The sequence below is a fragment of the Leptospira koniambonensis genome (genome assembly GCF_004769555.1).
GTDB lineage: Bacteria > Spirochaetota > Leptospiria > Leptospirales > Leptospiraceae > Leptospira_B > Leptospira_B koniambonensis.
Genome location: NZ_RQFY01000004.1, coordinates 1366286 through 1378552 on the forward strand (window position 1 = coordinate 1366286; position 12267 = coordinate 1378552).

A 12267-nucleotide genomic window follows, 5' to 3' on the forward strand; every position below is an offset into this window, starting at 1 on the left:
CTAAAGTTTTTCCAAGAATAGAGTATTATGTGATAATTCTTTTTTTAGTAGATGAAAGAATAAAAACAATTGGTCCGGGAAAAGTCCTACTTGTACGATCTCTAATAGATTATCTAAACAGTTTAATACACTTTGTCTGTATTTGTCCTGCTTCTTCTCTGCAACTAACATAAAATAAGATCCAAGTGCCTTGTAAGATCTTTGCAGACATTGTAGATAATAACATTCTCTTGGTTTTTTAAATCTGTTATCGCTTAGTTTTAAGAAGAGCAAAAAGAGTCCCTGTCTCATTGCAAATGGGATCGGTCTATAGGCGTCGTATAACAAGCTGGAAATATCATAAAATGGCGTTCCCATTCTTGCATCCTGGAAATCGATCAGAGTCAATTCTCCAGTAGGGGAGAGCATAATATTTCGAGCATGAAAGTCCCGGTGGCAGAATACCTTTTCCTTATATTCTGCTAAAAACCCAGAAGACTCTTCTAAGAAAAAAACTACCTCTGGTCTGAGTTTTGTCCTAAGTTTAAACATCTCAGAAAATTTAATATATGAAGAAAACGTAAACTTATTCTCGAAATTTAACTTCTCATAGTCGAATTCACGAGTAGAAACTGGAGGTTCTGGTCTGGTCTTTTGAAGAGAAACTAATAATTCTATAGATTTTACTAAGAAGGTTCTGTACTCTGCATCTTCTTGGATGGAGCTTAGGTCAGAATCTCCTTCGTCTGAAAGAAGCATTAGCTTATTGAATACATCTGTTTTATATATTTTAGGGACCTTGAAACCGTGGTGTTCTAAAAAATGTCCCACTTCCTGAAAGTCATGTTGGAAGACTTGGTCCTTACATAAGATCTTTGTGGCTCCATCAGGATATATTGCACGATAGTATCTGCGTGCAGAAGCTTCTGGATTGAGTGAGTCAATTTTTTCTGGAAACTTTCCATCTATCGCGAGGAAGCGAAAATCTATCTCACTTAAAACTTCGTTCATAGCCACGTATGGCTAGTTCTACAATTTGTCCGGAAAGACCAAGCGGAATTCGGTACCTTTTTCCGGCTCTGAATCGATTTCTATTCGGATACCAAATACGTCAGCAATCTCTTTCGCTACGAACATTCCAAGCCCTGTACCTTGGCCGGTTTTTTTAGTAGTGAAATAAGGTTGGAAAATCTTATTCAAAATATCTTTGCTCATCCCGACCCCGTTATCCCTGATCTTGACCATAGGATGATGGTTCTTCTCTCCAACGGAGATCTCTATTCTTCCTTTATTCTCTGTCGCGTCAGCAGAATTCAAAAAGATATTAGAGAATAAAAGACTCAATTGGTCTGCGTTGGAATGTACAGGCGTTTTATCAGGACTTCTATCAAATACTATTTCACAATATTTTAAACGAGTAGTCTTTCTAAAAACTTCGATCACAGATTCTACAACTTCGTTTAGATCCAAATCTTCTTTGTCTCTACCTGAATCTCCTGGTTTACCCAATTGGAGTAAATTAAAAGTCAGGTTCTTTAATTTAGTGATCTGATTCCAGGTGACTGAGATTGCCTTATCTTTGATAGGTTCATCCGCATCGGGAAGTCTCGCTACTTCTATAAAACCTTGTATAGCAGTCAGTGCGTTATTGATCTCATGACCAATGCTAGATGCGATCGTAGTTAAGAACGCTCTTCTTTCCGCATCGATCAGTTTTTCAGATATGATATTTTTCTGCGTAATATCTCTTGCGATACCAGTATAATATGTTTTTCCATTCAATTCATATCTACAAACAGAAATATCAAAATTAAATTTTTCTCCACTTCTACTTACTAATTCTGCGTTATGTAATCTGGCGATATTATGATCGGATTTGCGGCTCATCAGATGAGTGATCCTTTCCATATACGCATCTATATTCTCATCAGAGATAAGAAGTGTGATCTTTTGTCCTACGATTTCGTTCTCGTCATATCCGAAATTTCGGATGGTAGCTTCGTTAGCTCCATGAATAAGAAGATCCTCGTCTAAAGTGATCACACAGTCTCCGGTAGTTTCTAAAATTAGACTATTACGATAATTTAGATCTTTGGATTGTTGTGCAAAATGGGTCTTCTCTCGGACTGCTTTTATGATCTTTTTGGATTTTCTATCTCTATCTTCTTTTTCTTTGCGGGCATTCTCTAACGCAGCTAAAATATTTTGTCTGCTTACAGGTTTAGAAATATAATCAAATACTCTGTTTCTAAGAGCTTCTTCTGCAGTATGAAGTTGAGGGTTGCCAGTGATGAGTATGACTGGAATATTAGAATTGTATTTTTTGATCTCTCGAGCGACTTCGATCCCGTCTTTTCCGCCCATTAGAATATCAGAAATTACTATATCGACTGCGTGATCTCTCACGATCGTCATTGCAGATTCAAAATCTTCTGCAAGAAAAACGTGATATCCTTCTCTGGAGATTACACGTTCTAAAGCGGTTCTGATTTCCGCTTCGTCGTCAATGATCAGGACGTTGGGATTTCTTTCCCTTGTCATCGTTTTTTAAAGAATAAGTTCATCATACCTTTCCAACAGGCACTCGGACAGTGACCTTGGTACCTTGTCCCGGATTGGATTCCAAATGAATTGTCCCGCCGTGATCAGTTATGATCCGTTGAGAGATCGTCAATCCGAGTCCCGTTCCCTGTTTAGTTCTTCTAGTCGTGTATAAAGGTAGAAAAGCTTTCTCTGCGACTTCGGCGTTCATTCCGGGACCGTTATCTTGAATGGTAAAACTCACCATCTCTCCGTTCAAATATAATTCTTTTCGTGCGGAAACTTGTATCAATGGAATAGCCGGTTTATGTTCCATTTCGGAAATTGCGTTAACTGCATTTACTAGACAGTTGATCAATACCTGTTCGATTTCCTGCCAAGCAACATGGATCTGAGGAAGTTCTGGATTAGTAACTCGTTTCAATTCGATTCCATTCTTTTTACAACTCACCTCGATGAGTTCGCAGGCTCTTAAAAGAATAAAATATGGAGAAACTAGTTCCTTCTTTCTCGGGGCCCTTCTTCCCAAATCCAAAAGACCTTTGATCAAATCTCTGATCCGTAATGCAGCACCTTCTACTCTTTTATAAACTTTTTTTCTTTCGATTGGATCTGGATCTTCATGTTCTAAAAGATCTTCTAAATATAATAAACTGGATTGAAGAGGGTTATTCACTTCGTGAGCGATACCTGCTGCGATCTCTCCTATAGATGCAAATTTTGCGGTCTCGTACAATTGTCTATCCAAGATCTTTGTTTGGGTCACATCGGAGAATATTAACATCGCAGCAACAGGCATATCCTGGTATTTTTTGAGCGGAAGGAACTTTATAGAAAAATAATTTTCCTCTTCTCCCAATAATACCATGGAAAAATCTAAATAGGCCGCTCTCTGTGTGCGGATACATTCTTCTAATTTGACTAGGATACCTTTTTGTGCTTCTTCTGGGAAAAGAGAAGGGAATTCATCATCCACATCTACATTTAGGAATTGGAATAAATAAAATTTTAAAATCGGGGCAACTTCTAAAACTTTTCCCTGAGGATCCAGGATTACGATCCCATTATTCATGGAAGCGAATAAGTTCCTAAGTTTCATCTCGGAAGCACGGATCAACTCTTCATTCTTCTTCTGTTCTGAAATATCTAAAAGAAGTAAGATTGTCCCGATCCTATTTCCATAATCATCTTTAAGGGAAGAAGAAGCGAGTAAGAACGGAACCTCATGTCTGCCTCGGATCGTGATCCTTGTTTCCGCTCTGGACCCCAAAAGGATCATATCCATTGCTTCCGGTTCTAATTTGAGAAGTTCCCTTACTTGGACTCCGATAATCTCTTCTTTAGAAATTCCTAATAGAGCACTGATATTATTATTAACGTAGGTAATAAATCCTTCATCATCAGTAGATAGAAGAGGTACTTCCAGGGAATTTAAGAGTGCTCCTTGGAATTGTAGGATTTTTGCAGTTTCCCTTCTTTGTTTTTCTATCCTTAAATATTGAAGAGAAGAAAGAAGATCTTCTACTATCTCGAAATATAGATAATTTTCCCCGGAATCGAATGCCATATTCTCGCGGGAAATGATCTGTATTCCACCTATAATTTTACCTTCTTCTTTAATGATCAAGCTTAGGGATCTTCTGAAATCTTTTGCAACTAATGCTTCTTCCCATTCAGGATATTTATTAGAACCGAATTCATAAATATGGAATTGTTCCTTTCCTTCTAATAGAGTTTCAAAAGGAGATTTAGTTTTCTTTTCTTCCCAAGCGGTTTCTAAATTTTTTCTCCATTTAGAATCTAGGTCTGATTGTATCAGTATTTGATCTGTCCCATCTTCTCTTCTATAAAACCCCCAGACTAAACTATAATGAGGATTTTCTTTGAGAGTATCACAGATCTTTTGAAAGAGTGTACTCTCAGAACTCAAACGAAGAGATCTAAGATTTAATTTTAAAAGTCGAAGAGTTCTTAAGATACTTTGTAAATAATATAATCTGAGTTCTATCTCTCTGATCTCAGATCTTTGATAAATATGAAAAATTAAAGGTGAGTTTGGAGTTTCCGAGAATGCATTGATCGTAAAGTCAGCGAGTAGAAGTGACCCATTTTTCATTCTCAAATTCCAGAGAAGGGAGATGCCTAATTCTTCTGCTCCGCTCCCGTAATTTCCGATGCTGTCTGGGCGCGCTAGTAAATTACTGAGGCTAAGGTTCTTTAGTTCTTCTGAATCATAGCCTAAGATTGAACATGCTTTAGGATTTGAGCCGAGTATATTATAACTTCCTGGCTCTAAGATTAGAATTCCTTCCTGGGCGGGAAAGAAGGCCTTTTCTAAGAGTAGAACTAATTCCCGGTTCTTCATGAATTGTATATAATATCGGAATTCCAGATCATAAAATTGATTTGGATTCCTTGCTAGATTCAGCTAGAGAGGGAATCATTGACCCAATCTATGGATTTTGTATACGAACTTTTTCTTCGAAATTATACCAGGCAAAAAATTCGATTTATGGAGGAGGAGCTGGGATTTCAGCGCCTGCAAGTTGACCTTGGTGGACACAAAATTTTCTTTTTGAAGAGACCTTCTGCCCAAGGATCAAACAAAACTCTTTTTTTCATCCACGGACTTCTGGATTCTGCCACAGGTTTCAGGAGGTTGGCTCCTTTTTTACGAAATGACTTCAATCTTTTAGTCCCGGATATCCCTGGTTTCGGGTTAAGTCCTCTACCTAAAGTGAAATATTTGTATCAAGTAGATGTATTTGCGGACCTTCTTTACAATTCGATCCGCAAACTCGCGTTAAACGATGTGGTTTTGGCCGGACACTCCATGGGATCTTTGATCGCGATGATGATCGCAATCCGCGACTCTGAAAAAGAAAAAAGGATCCAAAAACTTGTGCTACTTGCTCCTGGTGGAATTCCGCATCCGCAAAGAGACGAAATGAGGAAGTTACTTTTTCCTTCTAAAACTGAAGAGATTGAAAGACTTCTTACGGCATTGTATCAGGAGAATGTTCCGGAATTGGGTGGTCTCGCGAAAAAGGCTCTGCTCAGTCAGTGGAATAATTTAGCACATCAATTCTTAACTGAGAATACTCTGGACAGAGAGAAGGAAATTTTTCTGGGTAAAAAACTTTCTGCGGTTTCCCAAAAAACTTTGATCATTTCTGGGACAGAAGATCCGATCACTGATCCTCCAATGGTAAAAAAATTACATTCTTATTTAAAGAAGAGCAAACTGGTCTGGATCCCAAACGTGAAACACGCTCTTCACATGGAAAGACCAAAAGAAGTAGCCGAAAAAATCAATTCTTGGCTTTGAAGATGGATATTAGATGAGTTCTACCCCTTAAATTGGGGAGAAGAATGATAATCATCAGACGTTATGCCATTGGAAATAAATTATTTATTAACAAAACATAATGCAGCTTATTTCTATTTTCTCTTCTTAAGTTCTATCTGTGAAATATAAAAGACAGACAACTAAAATTAAAAAAATCGCGAAAAAATTTTATATTCTATTGTTACGCGGAATCTTAATTCCGCCTGACCTATATCAGATTTTATAAAAATAAAAAAAATCCTCCTGCCATCGTCTGAGTTTTTTGAAAAACGAATATAGAAATTAGAATCAAAAAACCGTAATACAAGGGGCCGGTTGGCGGATAAAAAATGGAAAAAGTAAAAATCGCTATAGTTGAAGATAATTCCGAGTTTGCACAGAACTGTGCAAACACTCTCTCTGTGATGGAAGAAGTAGATCAGGTAGAAGTTTTTTCTTCTACTGAAGATCTATCACAGAATCATGAGAACAAATACGATCTTGTATTTATGGATATCGTACTTCCAGGTAAATCTGGGATCGATTACATCAAAGAAAGATCGGAATTTGACAATGATCCTAAGTATATTATGCTTTCTACGTTAGACACTGACGATGCTTTGATACAAGCTATGAAGGCAGGTGCAGTTGGATTCGTTCTTAAAAAAGATCTGAAAGATATAAAAGAAGTAGCGAGGATGGTAATGAAAGAAGGAGGAATACTTTCTCCTGGTGCAGCCGCCAAGGTAATTTCTTTTTTCAGAAAATCTCCAACCAAGGAAACTCATTCTTTAACTCCTAGAGAAAAAGAAATTTTGAATCATATCATCAATGGTTATAGAACAAAGGAGATAGCGCGCAACTTCGGAACGAAAGAAGGTACTGTTCGTATACAGATCAAAAGTATTTTCAAAAAATTACAAGTGAACTCTCGAGTTGATCTAGTTCGTAAGTATTCTCGTTTCTAAAATTTTACTAATCCAAAGTATCTAATTTTACTGTGACAGTACACATTAGTTTTTGCGACATGGAAAGATTAGTTTTATAGGAGTTTGTAATAAAAACTTAGTTAATTTAAAATAATAAGGAAACTTGCTTTCATCGAATTGTTACTAGTGTATGGTATACGACATGATGGAGATCCGAGAAACGGAATGGTCCGAAGCTCTGGCTCGTCTCGCTGTTGTAGTATCTACTTACAAACATGTTGGAAGTACTACAGATCAAGTCTTCCTGGCTTGCGAGTCATTATGGGCGGATTGGGACGACTTCGAACCTACTGGGCCTGATTGGTTACAAGGTTTTGAGGAATCCATGGACGAAGGAGAGATGAAATATGCTTCAAACTCCTTTTCTCAAGTAAGGTCCTTATTGAGAGAAAAATTAGACGAGGTCAATCATACATTCGAGAATGGAGAAGATTCCGCAATTGGTGGTTTGATCTTAGAATTGTCTGACGGAATATATTCTTTATTAAACGGGCCTGAAGAGCCTGATAAAACTGTCGAATCCATACTCATAGAGGCAGAAAAACTTTTAGAAATACTTTTGGAATCTAATGATCTCAAATTTCCTGAGGACGAAAATTTGTCTTCTATTGATCTGGAATTGATTTCTGACTTAGGAGAAAGAGAAATTTTAAGAGAATTGATCTCTGCTTTTGAATCCGCAGTCGAATCTAAACAAAATGGAAAGGCATTATATCTTTTGATGTCCAGGATCTTTATAGTTCACTGGAGTTTTTACAGATTGAAAGTAGCTTAATTATAAATTTTTAATTTTACTTTTGTTTTCTTTTGGCTTCTTGGCCAAGTTTCACTTCTTCCCTTAAATTTTCCGCTTCTTGCTGAGATATTCCTGCCTGCTCTAACATGAATGTTTCGAGTTTTTTTCTCCAAAGCTCTAATTCATTTTCTCCATTTAGTTTTGGAACGTAAAAAGGTTCTGATATAAAGAACTCTGCTTTAGAGAATAGTTTTGGAACAGGTGTTCTGTCCCAACTTTGTACAATCGTATAGTGATCGTATTTGGCATAATAGGATAATATAGGGAACCCTGTCATAGATGCTAATTGTATGATCCCAGGTTTAAGAGTATAAACAGGACCAGTGGGGCCGTCTGGAGTGATTAAACTGATGCTTCCTTTTTTGGCGTCGTGGACCAACGCTCTTAATGCAGAGGCTCCTCCTCTTTTACTGGAACCTCTTTCTGGTTTCATTCCAAAATGAGAGATCACTCTAGTGACCAGTTCTCCATCCTTAGATTGAGATGCCATAGGGATCACTTCTAAACCGTAACGTTTTACATAAAATTTATATGTAAAATCTATAACGAATGGGATCTGATTATGCCATAACGCTAAGACGAATCCTTTTTTTTGGAGAAGTAACTCTTCTGCTTTTTGGGGGAGGTGTATTTCAGTCCAACGGACTGTCATATAAATAATTTTTAATATTATATTAGCGATAAAGGAGGAAATTGCGATCTTCATGATCGATTTCTCCCTTGGAAAAAAGGTAATAAGAAAAGCCAGATGGAAGATAATGCAAGTCCTATACTATCTTTGAAAACTTCGGAATCAAGATCAGGTTTAGGATTATCTAAAAAATTATAAAAGCCCCAAACAAAGTAGCCCATACCGATAGATTTTCCTAAACCTGCGATTAAGATCCTTCTGCCCGGATCATGAAAGAAAGAAGACCATTCAGTGGAATATAAAATACTTACAGTTAGGTAAGTCGGGATCCAAACTTCCGGTTCCGCTTTTATATAACTTAAGCCCGCAAATACGATCCAGGTAATTACGGTTAGAAACCTAAAAAAACCGGACAGTTTCTTTTTCATGGCTTTAAGGGAGAATTTTCCCCGGATTCAAAAGATTTTTAGGGTCCAAAGCTTTTTTGATCATTCTCATCACTTCTATCTCAGCAGAAGATCTAGAAAAATGTAAAAAGTCTTTTTTCAAGAGGCCGATCCCATGTTCTGCGCTGATAGATCCATGATGTTTTTGTAATAGTTCAAACATAGAAGGATCAACTTTTTTACATTGAGTGAAAAACTCTGAATCAGAAAGATCCTTAGGTTTTACTATATTTAGGTGTAGATTTCCATCACCTATATGGCCAAAAAGTGCGATCTCAAAGCCAGGATATTTAGAAGAAAGTAAAGATTGCATATCTTCCAAGAAAGGATTCATATTCCGAAGCGGGAGAGAAATATCATTTTTATGGACAGTGTAATCAATGGAGATGGATTCACTGATCCCTTCTCTATATTTCCAGAAGGTCTCTGCTTGTCTGGAATTCTGAGCTAGGCTTCCGTCGGAAACATAACCTTTTTCCATAATGGTTTCTAAGAAGGAGAATAATTTCTCATCATCAGATTCCTCAGTGATCTCGAATTCCATCAAAACATAATATGGACTCACTTCAGAAAATGGATCAGGAACATGCAGGTGGTCCATTACCTTGTCCAAACAATATTTGGTCAAAAACTCGAATGCCAAAATAGGTAAGGACATATTATGAGTTTCTTTAAATAATTCTAATATAGAAGGAAAGTCAGGAACTGCTGTAAAAAGAATACGATTGTCTGCAGGCTTTTTAGTAAGTTTTAATGTACATTCGGTGATAATCCCTAATGTCCCTTCGGAACCTATGAATAGATGTTTAAGATCATAGCCTGTATTGTTTTTTAGGATCTCGCCGTTAAATTCCAGGACTTCTCCAGTACCTGTAACTACTTTTAGTCCTAAAACCCATTGGCGAATCAGTCCGTAATGGACTACTCTTACTCCGCCTGCGTTAGTCGCAATATTTCCACCAATATGGGAAGAGCCCGTGGCTGCAAAATCAACAGGGAAATAGAAACCTCTTTCTTCAGCTTCTTTATGCAGATTTTTAGTGATCATTCCTGCTTGCACAGTTAAGGAGCCGAAGAACGGATCAAAATCCAAAACCTGATCCATTTTAGTAAGAGAGATAACTATTTCTCCAGACTTAGCTACTGCTCCGCCTGCATAACCTGTTCTTCCTCCGGATGGAACGATCTTGATATCATTCTCAAAGGCGAATTTTACGATTTCTGAAACTTCTTGGGTGTTTTTAGGGAATGTTAGAATTTCATAATCTGGAACATATACTTTTGTTCTGTCAGTTCCAAAAGAAAGGAATGTTGCCTGATCCATCTGGGTTTCATCTTTGAAAAAAACCCTTTCTTCTCCCAATAGGGATTTGAGTTTGCTTTTGTTTTCCTGGCTAATACTCATATTTATTCCGTGAAATTCATTCTTTCGATCTGGCTATCAACAGGCTTCTCGCCTTCCACTCTTTCTCTTTTGCGATAGATCCCGTCGGAAGAAAGTAGTCTTGCTTTTACATTGTCCCTGATCTGAACATCTAAGATCTTTTTGATCCTATCTTTATTCTTTGTATCTAGTATAGGAAATAGGACTTCGATCCTTCTTTCAAAGTTTCTAGGCATACAGTCTGCGGAAGCGAGGAAAGTATTTTCTTCCCCGCCTGAAAGGAAATAATAGATACGTGTATGTTCTAAAAATCTACCTACGATGGAGATCACTGTGATGTTTTCTGAAATTCCAGGGAGTCCAGGTTTTAAACAACAGATCCCGCGGATGATCAGTTCTATGATCACTCCAGCGCGACTCGCATTATACATTGCTAATATAATGTGAGGATCCACTAAGCTGTTCATTTTGAAGATGATACGCGCAGGTTTTCCTGCTTTTGCATTTTCTGTCTCTTTTTCTATCAGATTAAGAAATACTGTTTTTAGGTTATGTGGAGAAGCCGCTAACTTATTCAGGAAAGGCATTTTTGCATAGCTAGTGATTGTATTGAAGATAGTAGAAACATCTTCAGTGATCTCTTTATTTACCGTGAAAAAGCTTAGGTCTGTATAATATTTACTGGTTGTGGAGTTGTAATTTCCGGTTCCAAGATGCACATAACGAACTAGATGTTCTTCTTCTCTTCTTACGATCAGAAGCATCTTGCTGTGAATCTTAAGTCCTACCACTCCATATACTACGTGAACCCCTCTTTCTTCCAGTTTTTGGGCCCACTTGATATTTCGCTCTTCGTCGAATCTTGCTTTTAACTCTACAAGTACTGTGACTTGTTTTCCGTTTTCAGCTGCTTGCCCCAAATATTGGATAATAGGAGAATCCCCGCTCGTACGATACAGGGTCATCTTGATCCCTAAAACTTTTGGGTCCTCACTGGAAATTCTAAGCAGATCTTCGATTGCACCGAAAGATTGATAAGGATGATGCAATAATCTATCTTTCTTTTTGATTGCTTCGAAAATTTTCTCAGGAGATTCGAACTTTAAAGTAGTTTTTTGTTGGAAGAAGGTATACTTGAACTTGGAAGTATGTTCCAGTCCGTAAAAATACATTGTATCACTAATATTTAATATAGAAGATACATCAAAAATTTCATGGTCCTGCAACTCCATGAGATCTTTTAAAGTGTTTCGTACGAAAGTAGAAGTTCCTTCATAAATATCCATCCTTACCGCGTCTCCCCAGATACGGTTCCGGATCTCTTTTTTCATAGTGATGAGTAAGTCTTTTACAGAAGCTTCTTCGTCTATGGAGATGTCTGCATCTCTTAAGATGCGGAAAGGATAAACTTCTTTTACTGTCATTCCGTAGAATAAGTCATCCACATGAAGTTTGATGATCTCTTCCAGAGGGAAAAATCTTCTGGTCTTACCTTCTCCCTTGAGTTGTAAGAACCTTGGTAATACGGAAGGCACTTGCACTACCGCAAACAGATCTTTTTTGAGTCCTGTTTTTTCGTCGTCAGCTGTGAGAACGATCGCTAAGTTTAAGGATTTATTAAGTATATGAGGAAATGGATGAGAAGGATCTATAGAAAGTGGAGTTAAGATCGGAGAAACATCTTCTTTATAGTAATGTTTAATATCTTCTATTTCATTTTTATTTAATTCGTCCGGATTCAAGATGAGATGGATCCCATTCTCTTTCATTTGATCTAGAGTTTGGTTTAATGTTTCGTATTGAACATTTACGAAACTTCTAACCTTATTGGATAGATCTGTTAAAATTTCGGAAGCCCTTTGGCCGTTCAGACTTTTTTCGTCGTTACCTTCTGCTAATATGTTTCTCAAACCTGCGACACGGACCATATAAAACTCGTCCAAGTTTGATTCAGTGATACATAAAAATTTAAGACGTTCCAGAAGAGGATTTTCAGGATCGTTTGCTTCTTCTAAAACCCGTTTGTTAAAATCCACCCAAGAAAGTTCCCGATCAAAAAAGATATCGGAATTCCCGATATGGATCGGTCCCTTGTTTCCATTGCCTCCACTTCCTAAGGTTTGGGTTTCGGGCGATTTGATCTTTTGGGCCACTGATTTAGTCCTACTTTCTT

At 37.4% G+C, this 12267-nt stretch carries 10 protein-coding genes; 3 read left to right on the forward strand and 7 right to left on the reverse strand.

Going from position 1 to position 12267, the window contains the following annotated elements; all coding sequences use genetic code 11:
* From EHQ52_RS10400 to EHQ52_RS10410, 3 genes are read right to left on the reverse strand one after another with little or no spacing between them, the layout of a single operon-like run.
* Positions 1 to 990 carry a phosphotransferase gene (locus tag EHQ52_RS10400; protein ID WP_135615116.1) on the reverse strand — a complete coding sequence of 330 codons (990 nt, stop codon included), beginning with the start codon at positions 988 to 990 and terminating at the stop codon, positions 1 to 3.
* Positions 991 to 1008: 18 nt separating this feature from the next.
* Complete coding sequence (locus tag EHQ52_RS10405) at positions 1009 to 2520, reverse strand: hybrid sensor histidine kinase/response regulator (protein ID WP_135615117.1); 1512 nt, start codon at positions 2518 to 2520, stop codon at positions 1009 to 1011.
* 22 nt (positions 2521 to 2542) lie between these two features.
* Entirely contained in the window at positions 2543 to 4885 is a 2343-nt protein-coding gene (locus EHQ52_RS10410; protein ID WP_135615118.1) for an ATP-binding protein, read from the reverse strand.
* Positions 4886 to 4975: 90 nt separating this feature from the next.
* Here EHQ52_RS10410 and EHQ52_RS10415 point away from each other — a divergent pair, with 90 nt between their 5' ends.
* The 3 genes from EHQ52_RS10415 to EHQ52_RS10425 all read left to right on the forward strand — a co-directional run bounded on the left by EHQ52_RS10415 (position 4976) and on the right by EHQ52_RS10425 (position 7612).
* A complete protein-coding gene (locus EHQ52_RS10415) occupies positions 4976 to 5848 on the forward strand; it encodes an alpha/beta fold hydrolase (protein WP_135615119.1) in 873 nt (290 codons plus the stop codon).
* Positions 5849 to 6198: 350 nt separating this feature from the next.
* Positions 6199 to 6816: a response regulator gene (locus EHQ52_RS10420; RefSeq protein WP_135615120.1), complete on the forward strand. Its 618-nt coding sequence runs from the start codon at positions 6199 to 6201 to the stop codon at positions 6814 to 6816.
* Between the two features lie 163 nt (positions 6817 to 6979).
* On the forward strand, positions 6980 to 7612 hold the full coding sequence (locus EHQ52_RS10425; RefSeq protein ID WP_135615121.1) for a hypothetical protein: 633 nt from the start codon (positions 6980 to 6982) through the stop codon (positions 7610 to 7612).
* 16 nt (positions 7613 to 7628) lie between these two features.
* Here the strand turns inward: EHQ52_RS10425 and EHQ52_RS10430 are convergent, their stop codons facing one another.
* From EHQ52_RS10430 to ppk1, 4 genes are read right to left on the reverse strand one after another with little or no spacing between them, the layout of a single operon-like run.
* Positions 7629 to 8339 carry a lysophospholipid acyltransferase family protein gene (locus EHQ52_RS10430; RefSeq protein WP_135615122.1) on the reverse strand — a complete coding sequence of 237 codons (711 nt, stop codon included), beginning with the start codon at positions 8337 to 8339 and terminating at the stop codon, positions 7629 to 7631.
* Positions 8336 to 8692: a hypothetical protein gene (locus EHQ52_RS10435; RefSeq protein WP_135615123.1), complete on the reverse strand. Its 357-nt coding sequence runs from the start codon at positions 8690 to 8692 to the stop codon at positions 8336 to 8338. Before EHQ52_RS10435 ends, EHQ52_RS10430 begins: the two co-directional genes overlap by 4 nt.
* Positions 8693 to 8696: 4 nt before the next feature.
* Positions 8697 to 10115: an FAD-binding oxidoreductase gene (locus tag EHQ52_RS10440; protein WP_135615124.1), complete on the reverse strand. Its 1419-nt coding sequence runs from the start codon at positions 10113 to 10115 to the stop codon at positions 8697 to 8699.
* A gap of 2 nt (positions 10116 to 10117) precedes the next feature.
* Entirely contained in the window at positions 10118 to 12235 is a 2118-nt protein-coding gene (gene ppk1 / locus EHQ52_RS10445) for a polyphosphate kinase 1 (RefSeq protein ID WP_244244885.1), read from the reverse strand.
* Between the last annotated feature and the right edge of the window lie 32 nt (positions 12236 to 12267).